Origin of the sequence: Yersinia massiliensis (genome assembly GCF_003048255.1) — a bacterium.
Classification (GTDB): Bacteria; Pseudomonadota; Gammaproteobacteria; order Enterobacterales; family Enterobacteriaceae; genus Yersinia; species Yersinia massiliensis_A.
Genome location: NZ_CP028487.1, coordinates 676,780 through 695,095 on the forward strand (window position 1 = coordinate 676,780; position 18,316 = coordinate 695,095).

The window sequence follows — 18,316 nt, forward strand, 5'->3', positions numbered from 1 at the left end:
CTCACTCTTTAGCCTCGATGGGTGATCGACATCGAGGCTAAAAGGGGAAGGTTAATCGTAATGCGCATGGCGAATCAGTACCGAGAGATCATGTAACTTCATGGGTTTACCCAATAAATAACCCTGCACTTCATCACACATCAGTTTTTGTAAGTAGCTGAGTTGTTCTGCGGTTTCAACCCCTTCAGCGGTGACGGTCATAGAGAGCGCATGACCAAGGTTGATAATGCCCTCAACAATCGACTGCCCCTCATGTGATTGCGCCAATTCATCGATAAAGCTCTTATCAATTTTCAGCCCATCAAACGGGAAACGGCGCAGATAATTTAATGATGAATAACCGGTGCCAAAATCATCCATTGAGAGGCGCACGCCCAGTGCTTTCAAGGCAGTCATGGTCTTAAAGGCACCGTCAGCATCTTCAATCATGATGCGCTCGGTGATTTCTAATTCCAGCCGATGGCTGGGCAGCCCTGTCAGCAGCAACACTTGCCGTACTCGCTCGATCAGGCGCTGGCTTCTAAATTCAATCGCAGAAATATTAACGGAAACAATCAGCGATGAAGGCCATGTGGAGGCATCCTGACAGGCTTGCAACATGGTCCAGTCACTGATTGACGTAATCAAACCGGTTTCTTCTGCCAGTGCAATAAATTGATCCGGCATCAGCAGGCCCAATACGGGGTGGTTCCAACGCACCAACGCCTCAGCACCGGTCAGTTGCGTGCCTTCAATGCGGTAACGTGGCTGGTAATACAAACTGAATTCATTGTGTTTGACGGCTTGGCGCAAGAAACGCTCGAGCTCACTGCGTTGCATCAGGCGGTCATTCATTTCACTGGAGTAGAAACTCCAATGACTGCTACCACTATTTTTCGCCTCATACATGGCGATATCGGCGAAGCGCAATAGCTCTTCGGCTTGCATGGAATCCTGCGGTGCCAGTGCAATACCAATGCTGGCACTGATATAAATATCCTGATCATTGATGTTATAAGGGCTTTCGATACGGGCAATCACGCGGGCGCAGAGTTGCTCAATTTCTTTCATCGAAGAAAGGCCGCTAATGATCAGAACGAATTCGTCGCCACCCTGACGAGCCACTAAATCCTGATCGCGCAAACAGCTTCTCAGCCGTTCTGAAACTTGGTGCAAGACCTGATCGCCAGCGATATGGCCGAAGGTATCGTTGACCGGTTTGAATTTATCTAAATCCACATTGAGAATCACCAGCGGATGCGCAGCGGCAGCCAGATTTCTCAGCTTACCCTCTAAAAACTCTTTCATTCGCAGACGGTTGGGTAGCCCTGTCAACGTGTCATGCAATGACAGGTGCTGAATGCGTTCCTGTGCTTCTATCTCACGCGTGATATCCGAGGCGGTACCCCGAAAACCAATAGTTTCGCCGTCATTGATGATGGGTTTGGCGTAAATACGGCAGACTCGCTTCTCACCTTGGGCAGAGAAATAGGTACATTGCAGCTCGTTACGGGAATCGGTCAGATGAGTATGTTGTAGCCAAGAACGGAGCGGAATGATGTCGCAATTGAGCAATGAATCGAGGTTGCGCCCTAACCAATGCTCCACGCTTAATCCCGTAATCGTTAAAAAGCGCTGGGATAAATAAGTGATACGCAAATTGGCGTCTGTTTCCCATAGCCAATCAGTCGCCGCTTCAGCGACATGACGGAAGCGTTCTTCACTGGCGATTAATGCGGCTTTATTGATATCAGCGACTTTTGCCTCAGACATCGCTCGCCGTAACACCAACCAGCCCGCTAGCCCAAGAATCAGTGCCACTAAGGCCAACAGCGGCAGTAAAATATTGAGCAACTGCACGCCCGGCATAGTTTAGTTCCAGTACAACCTGAGCGCGCTGTTATCATTCGAGGATAATAGCAATGACGGCCCAGCCGCCGCGTCTTTTTCATCGCGAGGCATCCGTAAATCGTGAATACCGTAATCTTCGCCTAAGGCATTCAATTCAGCTGGCGTCAAAAGATCGATAAAAACTAAAACGGAAGGTGCGCCCGCAATGGATTTAATACGCGGATCATTGCCAGTGGTTAATGCAGCGGCAGCCACGACAGCAGGTTGCCCTGCTATTTCAAGTGTTTCAGTGGCGATAAATTGTTGTTCTGCCCGCTGGCGCGCGGCGTCAATGATAGGGCTAATATCTTGGCCGAGCCAATTGAGTAAGCTCGTATCGCTCAACTGCCCATTGATGACGGAATAGCGGGTTTTTCCCTGACCATCAACCACGAAAACACCTTCATAACGAAAATCGTTATAAAGTGATGGCCCGAGGTTTTGGCTAACATAGGCCCACTCTGGGTCAACTTTGACATGCAAATGCTCGTAAGCATCGCCCCAAAAAGCATTATCTTTCATTCGGACTTTGATCGCGTCTTGGCGCATTTGCCAGGCTTTCTCGACCAAAAAACGGCTTTGCGATTGTGCTTGCTCATTTAATTGTGCGCCGATGTAGATAATCCCCACGGCGGCAATAATGATGATTGCCCCAACGAGCAACGCCATAGCTTGTAGAGTCTGTTTCGCGAAGAAAACATTGTCCCCTTTTATCCGCTTTTCTGGCGGCTTTGAGTCTGTCATGGTTAATTCCCTTAGCACTGACGAAGTTCGGGCTGATCTTTTATTTTATAAAAAATGGGCTTAATCAGCTGGAAGCGGTGACTCTGAGGCAATACAAACTAGCATAATTCCGCGTATTTATAATTTGAGCTTAGGATAATTTGATGCCTATATGCTGTTTTTTTCAGCGAAAAATGACAGAAATAGGAATAAGCCTATACTTTTACACGATTAATATGATGGCAATGTGATCGATTTATCTGGGGAAAGCGCAGAAGAGAGTACTGGGAGGGAGCCTGCCATTGCGGTGAATAAGCAATGGCAGGTAGGAATGCTAGATAACCAATGGCATCCAGATTAATCCGGTTAACAGGAGTAGCACCAAAAATAGCACGCCGAAAATAGCGCCTAAACGCCAGTAATCAGCAGTCGGCAAATAGCCGCTACCATAATAAATGGGGCTAGGGCCGGTTGCGTAAGGCGTTGTAATGCTGCTTAGCCCAATAGCCGCCCCGATCATTAAGCTAAATGTCACCAGCGGTATTTCAGGAATCACAAAGGCGGCGGCCAGCATCATGGGCGCTAATGCAGAGGTATAAGCGGTTGCACTGGCGAAGAAATAACGCAAACCGTAAAACAGGGTTACCAGTAAAATCATAATGGCGGTCGGGGAGAAGCCGGACAGACTATCTGCGATATGGTGGCCGAACCAAGAAATAAAGCCCGTTTGGTTTAACCCTGTGGCGAGTGCAATCAGCGATGCTAACCAGAAGAACACACTCCATGCCGCTTTGTTGCTGATAATATCATCCCAAGTGATGACTTTCGTGAGCAACATTAATGCGACCACAGAATAGCCAACCATGGCGGCATCAATAAAGTCAGAACCAAAGATCCATAACACCAGCGCGGCAATCATCAGCACTAACATGATTTTCTCACGTCGACACAGTGGCCCCATGATCTCAAGTTCTTTAGTCGCCCATTCAGGTACTTGATTACCTTCCTTAATTTCTGGTGGATAAAGCACGTAGGTGAGCCATGGCACCAGAATGATCAGTAAGATACTCAGTGGTAGCATCCCAATAAACCAAGTCCCCCAAGTGAGCGCAACATCTGTCGATGACTTGAGCAAACCCACTAACAGTAAGTTGGGGGCCATTGCGGTCAAAAAGATCGAGCTGGTGACACAATCCGCGCTGATGCCCATCCACATGATGTATGAGCCAATCTTGCGTATGCCCGGTGTATTAGGCTGCGAATCGTAAAGAGGGGGGAGGTTACGGATAATCGGGTAGATAATGCCCGCCCCTCGCGCGGAGTTAGAAGGGGTTACAGGGGCTAATAATAATTCAGAAAACATGATGGCATAGCCGAGAAACAGGGTTTTATGCCCCATTTTCTTGACTAGTAACAGGGCGATACGGCGGCCCAAGCCAGTTTTTTCGTAGCCGGTTCCAAACATGAACGCTGCAAATATCAGCCATATCACGGAGTTTGAAAAACCGGATACCACCCAAGAAAGTGCTTTGGATGTATATTTAAATCCGGGTTCTGCTAATTGCTCTGGACTATAAAGCAGCCAAGGTGAAAGCACGCCAATAATGGCGAGACCGGTCATGGCGACCACTGCACCTGGCGCTGGCTCTAATATCAAACCAACAATCACACCAAAGAAAATGGCGAAATATAACCAGGCGTGTTCGGGTAATCCACTGGGTGAAGGAAATAAAGCGATAATAATAGCCACCATAATGGGAGCCAATAATCGCCATGACAAATTTAACTTTGCCATCGTCATATCCTTATTATCAATAAGGGAGGGTTAGTCACCCTCCTGCTTATTATTATTTAATATAATGAACGTGTTCGCAGATCTCATCGACAATAGCGTCGCGCTTCTCGGCAAACATCTTCTTATTGGTTTCGATGAGGTTATTACCGTGGGTATCAATAGAGACGATCAGCGGCCCAAAGTTTTTCACTCGGCACACCCAGAGAGATTCAGGCATTCCCAGTTCTGTCCAATGAACCTCCTCTATTTCTTCCACTTGTGTAGCGGCTAATACGGCGCAACCGGCAGGGAATATCGTATGTAAGGCTTTATGTGTTTTACAGCCTTCCTCGGTATTTGGCCCCATGCCGCCTTTGCCCACAATTAATTTAACCCCAGTTTGCTCAATAAATTCTTTTTCAAAACTTTCCATGCGCATGCTGGTGGTTGGGCCAATGGAGATCATTTCCCATTTATCACCATTCTTTTTGACAATTGGCCCCGCATGGAAAATAGCTTTGCCTCTTAAATCGAACGGGATCTCACGTTTTAATTCAATCAAGCGACGGTGACAAACATCGCGGCAGGTCACTAAGGTGCCATTAAGATAAATAACATCGCCAGCTTTGATATCCACCAAATCTTCATCTTTAATCGGGGTCGTTAATACTTTTTTCATAATTGGTCCCCTCTGGTATGAGAGATACTTTCGAAAGTGAGATCCTGATGAACCAGCAGGGTGCCACGCCGATGTGCCCAACAACCGGTCGAGACCGCAACACCGATGGTAGACGGATGACGCGCCGCAGATTCAATATGCACGCCCATCACTGATGCCTTGCCTGTCAGCCCTTGTGGGCCAATACCGAGCTTATTGAGCCCCTCTTCAAGGCGGCGTTCTAAATCGGCGGCAATCGGGTTGGGGTGATGGCTGCCTATCGGGCGTAACACGGCTTTACGTGATAAGACGGCGGCGGTTTCTACCGAGGTCGCGATACCGACACCCACCAAAACGGGCGGGCAGGCATTTACCGCCAGCGTGGAGATATTCTCAAACACGAATTTCACCACGCCTTCATAGCCCTCGGAGGGCATCAGTACTTTTGAACGGCCGGGGAGCGTACAGCCGCCGCCGGCCATATAGACTTCAATTTCTGCGCTCGTATTATCGGGGATGATATCCCAAGTTACCCAAGGCACACCGCTGCCGGTATTATTGCCCGTATTGACCTCATCAAATATTTCGACTGCATTATGCCGTAAGGGCGCTTTGACGGTGGCTTGTTGAACGGCTGATTTTAGAATGCTTTGTAATTCACCTAATAATGGGAATTTAGCCCCCACTTTGACATAAAACATTATTTCGCCCGTATCCTGACAAGCAGGGCGATTAAGCGCTATGGCCTTTTCCATATTATCGAACATGGTATGGTAAATAATCTTGGCCATACCTTCATTTTCTAACTCACGAAGTTGCTTTAATTTGTCGACGACATCGTCGGGCATGCGAGTGGATATCATTGCGGTAAAATTCGCGATGATATCCGTTAGTTTAGTCACTGAATCACTTTGCTCAATTATGCTCATGAAATTACCTCCAGCATAAATAATGGCGTAGATGCCATTAAATAATGACGAAATAAAAGTGTGCTTTATTTATTTTCTTATCGTGCTACCGGTAGTGAAAATAAACTACCACAAAAAATAGGGTTTATTTCGATTTTGAAGTGTGATTGTTCAATTAACAAAACGTTAATTCTCTTTTTTCCTTTATATGGCGTGGCTTAACCCTATATCTCTGTTTAGTAGTAAATAGATAAATTACACATTGGCTTCATTCGGCAACAAATAAACAACACAAAAACAACCAAAGAATGCCAATCAATATCACCGCCGTTATACATCTCAAATTTTTAGGGATATTAATTAGCGATGATCTGTGAGAAAGCGTTAGAGTGTCATGGGTATATTTTAATTCAGGAATAGCGTAATGAGTCTCGATCACTATCCCTTACCGAAAGATCTTCAGGTGTTAATCGCGGTCGTTAATAGCGGTAGTTTTTTGGTGGCTGCCGAAAGCCTAGGGCAAACACCTGCGTTCGTGACCAAGCGCATTCAACAATTGGAATTACAGCTCGGCGCAAAGTTATTGCATCGTTCTTCACGGGGCGTGGTATTAACGGAGAGCGGCACACTGACCTACCAATCAGCACTGGATATTCTGGAGCGATTAACCGTGCTGAAAAATGAAGTAGCGCAGATAAAAGAACAGCCCTCGGGCAAAGTCCGGATCGGGTGCAGCTTTGGTTTAGGCCGTAACTACATTGCACCGGCCATTATTGAGTTAATGGCGCGTTACCCTGACCTGCAAATTCATTTTGAACTGTTTGATAAGCAAATAGATTTGATTAAGGATCAAATTGATCTGGATATTCGGGTCAATGATGACATTTCAGAGAGCTACATCAGCCGTATGCTCACGAAGAATCAACGCATCATTTGCGCCTCTCCTGAATATTTAGCGCGTCAGGGAACACCCACCACATTACATGAGCTGCAACAGCATGATTGCTTATTTACCCAAGAACGAGATCAAACCGTGGGCGTGTGGGAGTTAGAGGGTAAGGAAGGGCGAAAATCGGTCAAGATCTCGGGGCACCTCTCTTCAAACAGTGGAGAGATCATCTTGCAGTGGGCGCTAAATGGGCGTGGGATCATGTTGCGATCGCTCTGGGATGTGGCACCTTTAATCGAGAAGGGGGTATTGGTGCGTGTAATGCCGGAATACGCGCAAAGTGCCAATATTTGGGCAGTGTATCAAACGCCACTCTATTTCTCTGCCAAGTTAAGGGTGTGCGTGGAGTTCTTTTCCAGCTATTTCCAACGTGTCTCATTCTGATGATTTGGTCAGTAACCCATAGAGCGTAATAGGAATTTTAATCATTAGGCGTTAAAGTCACATCAGACTATTGTTAACCCGCTAAGCTTTATCGAAACTACCTTTAAATTGATTATCCTGCCGAGAGTAAGGAATACACCACCATGCCCACATTGACATTCATTCGTAACAGGATAATGACCGACCTACTGCACGCCCGATTAGCTTGGCGGCATGTTTGGGTCGCATCGATGATAACGCTTTTACTCAGTGCCGGCGTCCTGCGTGCTCAGGCGGCTGAAGCGCCATTACCTGCTGTGACGGTGGCCCTCGTGACCGCTGCGACGCCCGATAATGCACTGCAATACTTAGGGCGAGTCGAGGCTATTCAAGCTGTCGATGTGACAACGCGTACCGAAGGTTTTATTGCGCGCCGACTATTCACCGAAGGGCAGATGGTTCAGCAGGGGGAGCTATTGTATGAGATTGACCCTGCATTGCATCAAGCTGCTGTCACTCAAGCCCAAGCGCAGTTGGATAGCGCCACCGCCAGCGCCAACCATGCGCAGGTGAATCTCACTCGTTTGCAGCGTTTAGGCAATAATCGTTCGGTGAGCCAAGCAGAAGTGGATGAAGCGCAGGCTCAGCGGGATATCAGCCGTGCAGCCGTCGCGCAGGCCCAAGCGAACTTGCAAATTCAACAGCTACAGCTCAGTTTCACCAACATCACCGCCCCGATCACCGGCCAGATTGGTCATAGCCGTTTTAATGTTGGTAGCCTGATTAACCCCGCAAGCGGCACGTTGGTCAGTATTGTCCAGCTTGATCCCATTCGTGTGGCGATTGCGGTCAATGAGCGAGATTACATCACCGCGACCTATCAGCTTTCAGCGGCGGGAGCGTCTACCGCTAACGCAACACTGCCGTTTGGCAATTTCACGCCACGCATTCAATTAGCCAACGGTAAACAGTATCCCGATAGTGGTGTTTTCGAATCCGTCGATAATCAAATCGATAAACAGACCGGTACCGTGACTATCCGCACCCGTTTTGCCAATCCACGGCATTTGTTACTGCCTGGCGGGGTAGTGAATGTGTCGTTGGCCGCCGAAACAGCAAAACCGGTGATGGCGATACCGATCGCGGCATTACAACAGAATAAGCAAGGTCATTTTGTCTTAGTCGTGAACGATAAAGATCAGGTTGAAGTGCGGCCAGTGACCTTGGGTGAGCAGTTTGATCAGCAATATGAAGTCAAAGAGGGCTTGGCTGTGGGCGAGCGAGTCATCGTGGCTGGGCTACAACATGTCCGCCCCGGAATGACAGTTAATGCCACAGTGGCTACGCCGCTGACCGCAGATTAAGGGGAAGGCCAGATGCTGCATTTCTTTATTCGTCGCCCCAAGTTCGCCATTGTTATTGCACTGGTGATCACGCTGGTCGGTTGGGTGTCACTGTATGTGATCCCCGTTGAGCAATACCCTGATATCACCCCGCCAGCGGTGTCTGTCAGTGCGGTCTATCCGGGTGCGAGCGCCCGTGATGTTGCCCAAGCCATTGCCTCCCCGTTGGAAGCTCAGGTCAATGGCGTCAGCAACATGCTGTATATGGAGTCTACCAGCGCCAATAACGGCAGTTATCAGCTCAATATTACGTTTGCCAGTGGCACTGACCCCGATATGGCGGCGGTGGAGGTACAAAACCGGATTTCTCAGGTGAGTGCCCAACTGCCTGCGGAAGTGAATGAAAACGGCATTTCTGTGCGCAAGCGGGCCTCAAATCTGCTGTTGGGGGTCAGTGTCTTTTCACCGAAACAGACCCATGACGCCCTGTTTGTCAGCAACTACACCAGCATTCAGTTACGTGATGCCATTGCGCGTATTAATGGTGTTGGCGATGTGCAGGTCTTTGGCGCACGTGATTTCAGTATGCGCGTGTGGCTGAATCCGCAACGTATGGAGTCGCTGAATGTCAGCGTGCAGGACATTATTGCTGCTTTACAGCAACAAAACGTGCAGGCTGCGGCGGGACAGATAGGTTCATCGCCGTCGATGGCGGGTCAACAGCAGACGCTGACGATTAGCGGGCAAGGGCGGCTAACAGAGCCGCAAGAATTTGCCAATGTGATTATTCGCAGCAATCCTCAAGGCGGGATGATTCGCTTAGGGGATGTCGCGCGCGTGGCGTTGGGCGCACAGAACTATCAAGTGAGTGCAGCACAAAACCAGACAGAGTCGGCCTTTTTAGTGGTTTATCCGGTGCCGGGCGCTAACGCGCTGAATGTGGCGAATGGCGTGCGTGATGAGATGGCGCGTTTGTCGGCATCATTCCCGCCAGACTTGGCCTATGACATCAACTACGACTCCACCTTGCCGGTGACGGCAACCCTGCATGAAATCGCCCTGTCTCTGACCTTAACGCTGATTGTGGTGTTGGCGGTGGTGTACCTATTTTTGCAGAGTATGCGCGCGACGTTTATTGTTGCGTTGACGATCCCTGTCTCCTTACTTGGCACCTTTGCTGTGTTGTATGCCTTTGGTTATTCAGCCAATACCCTCAGTTTATTCGCCATTATTCTGGCGTTAACCATTGTGGTGGATGATGCCATTGTGGTGGTAGAAAACGTGGAGCGGTTGTTGTCGAATGATCCGAATCTGACCCCAGCACAAGCCACCAAGCAGGCCATGAGCCAGATTGCGGGGCCGATTATTGCCACCACGCTGGTGTTGATGGCGGTATTTGTCCCCATCGCCATTTTGCCGGGCATCATTGGTGAGCTGTATCGGCAATTTGCGGTGACACTGTCGGCGGCGGTCATTCTCTCCAGTATTAACGCCTTAACGCTCAGCCCTGCACTGTGTGCGGTATTGCTCAAACGACGCACCCTATCGACCGCCGGTGTATTTGGCGGCATTAACCGCGGGTTAGATCGCGCCCGAGATGGTTATGTCTCGTTGACAGGGCGTATTAGCCGCCGCGCGGTGTTCAGTATTGCCGCGCTATTATTGGTGGGATTGGCGACATGGTGGGGCTATACCCGCCTGCCAACCTCATTCCTACCTGAAGAAGATCAGGGCTATTTCTTTGTGAGTTTACAACTGCCAGATGGTGCCTCGCTAAACCGCACTCAAGCGGTAATGGATCAGATGTACCAGCAGGTGACCGCTAATGATGCCGTGGAGGACGTGATAAAAATCACCGGTTTCAGCTTGCTCAGCGGCAATAACTCATCGAATGCCGGTTTTGCCATTGTGATGCTGAAACCTTGGGGGCAGCGGCCGCACATTGATCGCGTGCTTGCCAGTATTCAGGCTAACTTAGCGGCTATTCCATCGGCGATGATCATGGCGTTCAACCCGCCTGCCATTGCCGGTTTAGGCAGTGCGTCTGGCTTTGATTTACGGATTCAGGCGTTGCTGGGGCAATCGCCGCAAGAACTGGCGCAGGTCAGTCAGGGGGTTATTTTTGCCGCCAATCAGGACCCGAAACTGAGTCGAGTATTCACCACGTTCAGCGCCTCGGTACCGGAGATCAGTTTGACCATTGATCGTGACCGCGCGGCGCTGTTACAAGTGCCGGTGAGCCGTATCTTCCAAACGCTGCAAACCTCATTGGGCGGGATGAATGCCGGTGACTTTACCCTCAATAACCGCATGTTCCGCGTGCAGTTGCAAAATGATATGGATTTCCGTCAGCGCACCGCGCAGATCAATAGCTTGAACGTGCGCAGTGATAACGGCGCATTGGTCAGTTTGGCGAATCTTGTCACTTTGACGCCTTCCGTTGGTGCACCATTTATCAGTCATTTCAATCAGTTCCCTTCGGTCGCTGTCAGCGGATCGGCGGCGGACGGCGTCAGTTCGGGCCAAGCGATGGCGGCGATGGAAGCGTTATTGGCGCAGAATTTACCGCAAGGCTATAGCTACAGTTGGAGTGGGATGTCTTGGCAGGAGCAGCAAACCGGCGGACAGGTAGTGTTGATTTATCTGGCAGCGCTGGTCTTTGCTTACCTGTTTTTAGTCGCCCAATATGAAAGCTGGAGCATTCCACTGGTGGTTATTTTATCGGTGGTCTTTGCCGTGGGCGGGGCGGTGGCGGGGCTATCTGCCATGGGGTTTGCCAACGATGTCTATGCACAAATTGGGCTGGTGCTCCTGATCGGGCTGGCAGCCAAGAATGCGATTTTAATTGTCGAATTCTCTAAGCAACGACGAGAAGAGGGGGCTAGCATTGCTGAGGCGGCCCAAGATGGCGCTAAACAGCGCTTCCGTGCGGTGATGATGACGGCAATCTCCTTTATCCTTGGCGTGATGCCGCTGGTCTTTGCAAGCGGTGCGGGGGCGATGAGCCGCCAGATTATCGGTATTACCGTGTTCGGTGGCATGTTTATGGCCACTGCCGTGGGGATTTTGTTTATCCCTGCGCTGTACTTACATGTGCAGCGGTTACGGGAATGGACTAAAACGCGCAAACCACCTACAGAGAAAGATCCACAGCAGGATAATTAATTCAGACAGCTCAGTCCGCGTCATCTTTGGCGCGGACGCTTGAGTTTTACCTGTTATTTTTTACCCACCGGCTCCCCTTTACCCACCTACGCTCATTGTCCCAAAATGCGCCAGCAGCTCTTGTCATTCGTCCCACCCTTCCCCTTGCCGCATCTTCGTGCAGTTGCCGCTAAAAAGTGCGCTAAACGCGCGCTATCAGTGCCTCGTTTACGTCAATCTCCTCTTTCTCATTACAAAAAATGTGGATATATCCACGCCTTAGCGCGTTCCGAGCATTTGGTACAAACATTGCTTTACCCCTAGACCGCACGATTACCGTTAAACGACTTTGATAGGGATAAGGTATGTCACAGGCGAAACACACTCCGGAATTAAAACGTACGTTGGGCAGTTTTCAGTTATGGGGGATTGCCGTCGGGTTGGTGATCTCCGGCGAGTATTTTGGTTGGAGCTACGGTTGGGCGCAGGCGGGAACCTTGGGGTTCCTGTTTACCGCCTTAGGCGTAGCCGCAATGTATGCTGCGTTTATCTTTAGTTTTACTGAGTTAACCACTTCTATTCCTCATGCTGGCGGGCCATTTGCTTATGCTCACCGCGCCTTTGGCCCCACGGGCGGGTTTATCGCGGGTTTTGCGACCTTAATCGAGTTTGTCTTTGCACCGCCAGCCATTGCGATGGCAATTGGTGCCTATATCAATGTTCAATTTCCCGCGATTGATCCTAAATGGGTGGCTGTTGGCGCATATCTGGTGTTTATGTCGCTCAATATTCTGGGGGTTAGCATTGCCGCGACCTTTGAATTATTGGTCACGATATTGGCTATCTTTGAGTTGCTGGTCTTTATGGGCGTGGTCGCGCCGGGCTTTGAAGTCAGCAACTTTGTGAAAGGCGGCTGGGCGGGGTCTGATACCTTTAGCGCCGGTTCCTTATCCGGGATTTTTGCGGCGATACCCTTTGCTATTTGGTTCTTCCTCGCCATTGAAGGGGCATCAATGGCCGCGGAAGAAGCCAAAGATCCACAGCGCACCATCCCACGCGCCTTTATTGGCGGCATTTTGACATTGGTGGTACTGGCGCTCGGTGTGATGGTGTTTGCCGGTGGTGTTGGTGATTGGACTGCGTTGTCCAATATTAACGATCCGCTGCCGCAGGCAATGAAAATTATTGTCGGTAGTGACAGCGGCTGGCTGCACATGTTGGTCTGGTTGGGGCTATTTGGCCTGATTGCCTCTTTCCACGGCATCATCATGGGTTATTCCCGCCAAATCTTTGCCTTGGCCCGCGCAGGCTATTTGCCTAAACCACTGGCGAAGGTTCATCGGCGTTTTCGGACCCCACATTTGGCGATTCTGGCCGGTGGTGTCGTGGGGATTGCGGCGATTTTCTCTGACTCATTGATAGTGATTGGCGGTATGCCACTCACGGCAAATATTGTCACCATGTCAGTATTTGGTGCCATAGTGATGTATATCACCTCAATGCTATCGCTATTTAAGCTGAGACAAACAGAGCCACGCTTATCACGTCCGTTCTCCGCGCCGCTCTATCCGTTTGCCCCTGCATTAGCATTGGTTTTAGCCGTGGTCTGTCTGGTGGCGATGATCTATTACAACCCAGTGCTGGCGTTGATTTTCGCCGCCATGATGTTTGCTGGATACGTTTATTTCCGCCTGACTCACCGTTCACGCGCGGCGGCGGCATTTGATCCACAATTAAGTGGTGCGGAGTAATCTCGCCACCGTGGTCTAGAGGTCATAGATGATTCAGGCTGCTCCGGCAGCCTGCTGAGCTAAGGGATGTGTTATGTATCAGACCACTTTGAGTTATCGCCGCTATCACTTTAGTGACCTGCGGGATCTGATGGCGAAAGCCTCCCCCGCCCGTTCGGGGGATTATCTAGCGGGTGTGGCGGCACAAACCGCGGAAGAACGTATGGCAGCCCGCATGGCGCTGGCCGACTTGCCGCTCAAAACCTTTTTACAGCAAATGCTGATTCCCTATGAACAGGATGAAGTGACGCGCCTGATTATTGATAGCCATGATGAGCAGGCTTTTGCGCCAATCGCCCATCTGACCGTCGGGGATTTTCGTGATTGGCTGCTGAGTGAGCGAACGGACAGCGCAACGTTGGCACAAGTGAGTGCGGGTATCACCCCTGAAATGGCGGCAGCCGTCAGCAAGATTATGCGTCATCAGGATTTGATTCTGGTGGCGAAAAAATGCCGTGTCGTCACCCAATTTCGTAACACCATTGGCCTGCCCGGTCATTTGAGCGTGCGGCTACAGCCTAATCACCCCACAGACAGTTTGCCCGGTATCGCTGCCAGTATGTTAGATGGTCTGCTGTATGGCAGCGGTGATGCGGTTATTGGTATCAATCCAGCCAGTGACAGCTTGCCCTTGCTGGAGAAACTGAATTACATGCTGGACGATGTGATCAGCCGTTTTGAGATCCCCACCCAATCCTGTGTCCTGACGCATGTCACCAATACCCTGAAATTGATTGAGCGTGGCGCGCCGGTCGATTTGGTGTTTCAGTCCATTGCGGGCAGTGAAGCGGCCAATGCCGGATTCGGTATCAACCTCGCGTTACTGGAAGAAGCGCAGCTCGCCGCATTGAGCCTTAAACGCGGCACCTTAGGCGACAATGTGATGTATTTCGAAACCGGTCAGGGCAGTTGCCTCTCCGGTAATGCGCATTTTGGCGTTGACCAACAGACCTGTGAAGCGCGCGCTTATGCGATTGCCCGCCGCTTCTCGCCGTTGTTAACCAATACCGTGGTGGGCTTTATCGGGCCGGAATATTTATATGACGGCAAGCAGATTATCCGCGCCGGTTTAGAGGATCATTTTTGCGGCAAATTGCTGGGTGTCCCACTGGGGTGCGATGTTTGCTACACCAACCACGCAGAAGCCGATCAGGATGATATGGACACCTTGCTGACTCTGTTAGGTGCGGCAGGGCTGACATTTATGATGGGTATTCCGGGGGCAGACGACATTATGCTCAATTATCAAAGTACCTCGTTTCATGATGCGCTCTATATCCGCCAGTTACTGGGCTTGAAGCATGCGCCTGAGTTTGGCCGCTGGCTGGAGAAGATGAATATCATGGATGCACAGGGGCAACTGCGGGATGCCGCGATTAACCATCCGCTACTGAAACAGCTCCCCTATATGGAGGTATTCTGATGAGTCGCCGTGAGATAGACCTGCTCCATCGTAACCCGTGGGAAGCTCTGCGGCAGTTTACCGCCGCACGTATCGCGCTCGGGCGCACAGGGGACAGTTTGCCCACCGCTGAATTGCTGAAATTTGGGTTGGCACATGCGCAAGCTCGTGATGCCGTCCACCAACCTTTTATGAGCGAAGAGCTTGCTGGCCCACTGGTTGCGTTGGGGTTGCACACCTTGACGGTTAACAGTGCGGCGCCGGATCGTTCAACTTATCTGCGCCGCCCAGATTTAGGACGAAAATTATCCGCGCAAAGTCACGCGCAGTTGAGCGCATGGCCTGATAAACAAGCGGATCTGCTGTTGGTCATTGGCGACGGATTGTCATCCAAAGCCGTCCATCGCCAAGCCGTACCACTAATAGCCGAACTGTTGCCTTACTTGCGCACACTTGGTTTGTCATTGGCACCGGTTGTGTTGGCACATCAATCGCGAGTGGCGCTAGGGGATGATGCGGGTGAATGCCTGCAAGCTAAAGCTGTGGCGATATTGATTGGTGAAAGACCGGGGCTGTCTTCACCGGATAGCCTCGGGATCTATATGACATGGGGGCCGAATACAACGCGCTTGGAATCTGAGCGCAATTGTATTTCTAATATTCGCCCAGAAGGGCTGGATTATCCGCAGGCAGCGTTTAAATTGGCATGGCTGCTTGAGCAGTCTTTCCAGCGGCGTTTATCAGGGGTACAGCTCAAAGATGAAAGCGATAACCCTGCATTGCATGGGTGCATTAGCCCAGCTTATGGAATTAAATCTGACAACAGTGTTTACAACTAGCTTTATCTAAAAATCCAGTGATAACAAGTGGCTGCGCTGCTTGTTTTTCGCCATTTACACGCCAAATAGCGAGCTATCTAATTAGCCAATCTAATGATTGGTATCAATTTACCCTACACATCTGCCCCGAATAAAACTATTCTTATCAACCTACCATAAAGTTTTTAACCCTTAACGGGTATTTCCCTCATTCATTGGGTTTGGCTTTAGTCCCTAGGACTACAGGGTAAATAAGGAAGAAAAATGGGATTCAGAAAAAAGAGCGTTCAACCGCTGCAAATCAACGATATTACGATTATTGATGACGTCAAATTGAAGAAAGCGATTACTGCTGCGGCGTTGGGTAACGCCATGGAGTGGTTCGATTTCGGGGTTTACGGTTTCGTTGCCTTTGCCCTTGGACAGGTATTTTTCCCCGGCGCAGATCCGGGTATCCAGATGATCGCCGCACTGGCGACGTTCTCCGTGCCTTTCTTGGTTCGTCCCCTTGGTGGCCTATTCTTTGGTGCATTGGGTGATAAGTATGGGCGACAAAAAGTCTTGTCTATCACCATCATTATTATGTCAGTCAGTACCTTCTGTATCGGCTTGATTCCCTCCTATGCCTCGATCGGAATTTGGGCACCGATACTGCTGTTATTGGCAAAACTGGCGCAGGGTTTCTCTGTGGGGGGCGAGTATACGGGAGCCGCTATTTTTGTGGCTGAATACTCACCGGACAGAAAACGAGGATTCCTCGGCAGTTGGCTGGATTTCGGCTCCATTGCCGGTTTTGTGTTAGGGGCAGGGGTCGTGCTGCTGATTTCCAGCATTGTGGGCGAGACTGAGTTCCTAGAATGGGGCTGGCGGATACCTTTCTTCATTGCAGCACCATTAGGGCTGATTGGTATTTACCTGCGTAATGCCTTGGAAGAAACGCCAACTTTTCAGCAGCATGTGGATAAAATTGACAGCGATTCGCGTAACAGTATTGCGCAGCCGCCGAAAGTGTCTTTCCGTGAGATTCTCACCAAGCAATGGCGGAATCTGACGATTTGTGTCGGTATCGTGATAGCGACCAATGTTACTTATTACATGCTACTCACTTATATGCCGAGCTATCTCTCCCATAGCCTGCATTATTCTGAAGATCACGGCGTATTAATTATTATCGCTATCATGCTCGGGATGTTATTTGTCCAACCCGTGATGGGGTTAATGAGCGACAGGTATGGCCGTAAACCCTTTATTATCGTGGGTAGCGTTGGGCTATTTATTCTCGCGATCCCCAGCTTTATCCTGATCAATAGCGGCATTATCGGTTTGATATTTTGTGGTCTGCTGATTTTAGCGATTTTACTTAATTGCTTCACCGGTGTGATGGCTTCCATATTACCGGCCATGTTCCCAACCCATATTCGCTATAGCGCTTTGGCCATTGCGTTTAATATTTCAGTGCTGGTGGCAGGTTTGACGCCAACCGCGGCGGCTTGGTTGGTTGAAACCACTCAGAATCTGTATATGCCCGCTTACTACCTGATGGTGGTGGCACTGATTGGATTAATGACTGGGGTATTTATGAAGGAAACCGCCAATAAGCCGCTGAAAGGTGCCACTCCGGCGGCATCTGATAGAGCAGAAGCCAAAGAGATCTTGCAGGAACACCATGATCATATCGAGCAGAATATTGAAGATATTGATCAGCAAATCGCTGAGTTAGAGAAAAAACGTAAAAATCTGATTGCTCAACATCCGGATATTCATTAACCCAAACTGTGCGGAATATCACGGATGAAATTTGATTTAAATCAATAAAAACCATTTCTATACAATCACTTACCTTTCTATGCAAATCTAGCTTTGACCCTCCCCTAAGGGGAGGGCTTAGATTAAGCGTCATTATTCCCCTTCATCTCATTATTTTACTCTTATCGAAAGGACATCATGACTGTGAAAAAGACCTTCGCCCAAGCCGCCCGACTGGCTATTGTTGCTTTAACCGCTATCACCTTTAGCCATTTCGCTGCCGCGCAATCGACCTCCAGCGCAGAACGTGAGTTCCTCGCACAACAGGGTTTAGCAGGAAAAACCACTGAGCAGATGATTGATGCCATTGATCAGTCAAAGCAAGCGCGTCCTCTGCCTTATTCAGCTTCGGTAACAGGTACCGAACTTAAATTATCTGATGGGCAACAGCAATTCACTTTCCCGCTGGGTGATAAGTTTTATCTCTCGTTTGCCCCTTTCGTGAATCAAACTCACCCCTGTTTTAATCACAGTTTGTCTGGCTGTCGCGGTGAAATGGCCGAGACCACCTTTGATGTGAAAATTACCGATAACACAGGGAAGGTGATCGTGCAGGATAAACTCACCAGTTATTCCAATGGTTTTATCGGTGTTTGGTTGCCACGTAATATCGAAGGCACCATTGAAGTTAGCTATCAAGGGCTAAAAGCGGTATCCCCTTTTGCCACTCAAGCCGAGAGCCAAACCTGTATGACCACGCTACATTTGCAAAAATAAATACGTAAGCGATTATCCCGCGAAATGAAAAATGCCCCAATAACCTAATTTG

At 49.6% G+C, this 18,316-nt stretch carries 11 protein-coding genes and 1 pseudogene; 8 read left to right on the forward strand and 4 right to left on the reverse strand.

Annotated elements, in window-relative coordinates; genetic code table 11:
* Positions 1 to 51 precede the first annotated feature (51 nt).
* From DA391_RS03155 to ttdA, 4 genes and pseudogenes are all read right to left on the reverse strand, one after another.
* A pseudogene (locus DA391_RS03155) lies at positions 52 to 2,613 on the reverse strand (bifunctional diguanylate cyclase/phosphodiesterase).
* Between the two features lie 313 nt (positions 2,614 to 2,926).
* Positions 2,927 to 4,387, reverse strand: coding sequence for an anion permease (locus DA391_RS03160; RefSeq protein ID WP_049610803.1), 1,461 nt, complete (start codon positions 4,385 to 4,387; stop codon positions 2,927 to 2,929).
* Positions 4,388 to 4,439: 52 nt separating this feature from the next.
* Positions 4,440 to 5,045, reverse strand: a complete 606-nt coding sequence (gene ttdB / locus DA391_RS03165; RefSeq protein ID WP_019212597.1) for a L(+)-tartrate dehydratase subunit beta — start codon at positions 5,043 to 5,045, stop codon at positions 4,440 to 4,442.
* Positions 5,042 to 5,953, reverse strand: a complete 912-nt coding sequence (gene ttdA, locus DA391_RS03170; RefSeq protein ID WP_019212598.1) for a L(+)-tartrate dehydratase subunit alpha — start codon at positions 5,951 to 5,953, stop codon at positions 5,042 to 5,044. Before ttdA ends, ttdB begins: the two co-directional genes overlap by 4 nt.
* 403 nt (positions 5,954 to 6,356) lie before the next feature.
* Between ttdA and ttdR the strand changes: the two genes are divergently transcribed.
* The 8 genes from ttdR (at position 6,357) to cueP (ending at position 18,264) form a co-directional block, all read left to right on the forward strand.
* Positions 6,357 to 7,265 (forward strand): L-tartrate utilization transcriptional activator TtdR, encoded by a 909-nt coding sequence (gene ttdR / locus DA391_RS03175; protein WP_050083676.1) that lies wholly within the window; start codon positions 6,357 to 6,359, stop codon positions 7,263 to 7,265.
* A gap of 230 nt (positions 7,266 to 7,495) precedes the next feature.
* The gene (locus tag DA391_RS03180) at positions 7,496 to 8,608 is read left to right on the forward strand and encodes an efflux RND transporter periplasmic adaptor subunit (protein ID WP_409945046.1); all 1,113 of its coding nucleotides are present in this window, start codon (positions 7,496 to 7,498) and stop codon (positions 8,606 to 8,608) included.
* 12 nt (positions 8,609 to 8,620) lie between these two features.
* Entirely contained in the window at positions 8,621 to 11,752 is a 3,132-nt protein-coding gene (locus tag DA391_RS03185; protein ID WP_050083678.1) for an efflux RND transporter permease subunit, read from the forward strand.
* Between the two features lie 344 nt (positions 11,753 to 12,096).
* Positions 12,097 to 13,482 carry an ethanolamine permease gene (gene eat, locus DA391_RS03190; protein ID WP_019212603.1) on the forward strand — a complete coding sequence of 462 codons (1,386 nt, stop codon included), beginning with the start codon at positions 12,097 to 12,099 and terminating at the stop codon, positions 13,480 to 13,482.
* A gap of 73 nt (positions 13,483 to 13,555) precedes the next feature.
* A complete protein-coding gene (locus DA391_RS03195) occupies positions 13,556 to 14,944 on the forward strand; it encodes an ethanolamine ammonia-lyase subunit EutB (RefSeq protein ID WP_108087361.1) in 1,389 nt (462 codons plus the stop codon).
* Positions 14,944 to 15,762 carry an ethanolamine ammonia-lyase subunit EutC gene (gene eutC, locus DA391_RS03200; protein ID WP_108087362.1) on the forward strand — a complete coding sequence of 273 codons (819 nt, stop codon included), beginning with the start codon at positions 14,944 to 14,946 and terminating at the stop codon, positions 15,760 to 15,762. Before DA391_RS03195 ends, eutC begins: the two co-directional genes overlap by 1 nt.
* 243 nt (positions 15,763 to 16,005) lie before the next feature.
* A complete protein-coding gene (gene proP / locus DA391_RS03205; protein WP_050083682.1) occupies positions 16,006 to 17,508 on the forward strand; it encodes a glycine betaine/L-proline transporter ProP in 1,503 nt (500 codons plus the stop codon).
* Positions 17,509 to 17,691: 183 nt separating this feature from the next.
* A complete protein-coding gene (gene cueP / locus DA391_RS03210; protein WP_050083685.1) occupies positions 17,692 to 18,264 on the forward strand; it encodes a copper-binding periplasmic metallochaperone CueP in 573 nt (190 codons plus the stop codon).
* Positions 18,265 to 18,316 lie beyond the last annotated feature (52 nt).

Bases quoted from the DNA above. Each gene is read 5' to 3' on its own strand.
- DA391_RS03185 (WP_050083678.1), top strand. From the start codon at position 8,621: ATGCTGCATTTCTTTATTCGTCGCCCCAAGTTCGCCATTGTTATTGCA.
- DA391_RS03160 (WP_049610803.1), bottom strand. From the start codon at position 4,387: ATGGCAAAGTTAAATTTGTCATGGCGATTATTGGCTCCCATTATGGTG.
- ttdR (WP_050083676.1), top strand. From the start codon at position 6,357: ATGAGTCTCGATCACTATCCCTTACCGAAAGATCTTCAGGTGTTAATC.
- ttdB (WP_019212597.1), bottom strand. From the start codon at position 5,045: ATGAAAAAAGTATTAACGACCCCGATTAAAGATGAAGATTTGGTGGAT.
- eutC (WP_108087362.1), top strand. From the start codon at position 14,944: ATGAGTCGCCGTGAGATAGACCTGCTCCATCGTAACCCGTGGGAAGCT.
- eat (WP_019212603.1), top strand. From the start codon at position 12,097: ATGTCACAGGCGAAACACACTCCGGAATTAAAACGTACGTTGGGCAGT.
- ttdA (WP_019212598.1), bottom strand. From the start codon at position 5,953: ATGAGCATAATTGAGCAAAGTGATTCAGTGACTAAACTAACGGATATC.
- DA391_RS03180 (WP_409945046.1), top strand. From the start codon at position 7,496: ATGATAACGCTTTTACTCAGTGCCGGCGTCCTGCGTGCTCAGGCGGCT.
- DA391_RS03195 (WP_108087361.1), top strand. From the start codon at position 13,556: ATGTATCAGACCACTTTGAGTTATCGCCGCTATCACTTTAGTGACCTG.
- proP (WP_050083682.1), top strand. From the start codon at position 16,006: ATGGGATTCAGAAAAAAGAGCGTTCAACCGCTGCAAATCAACGATATT.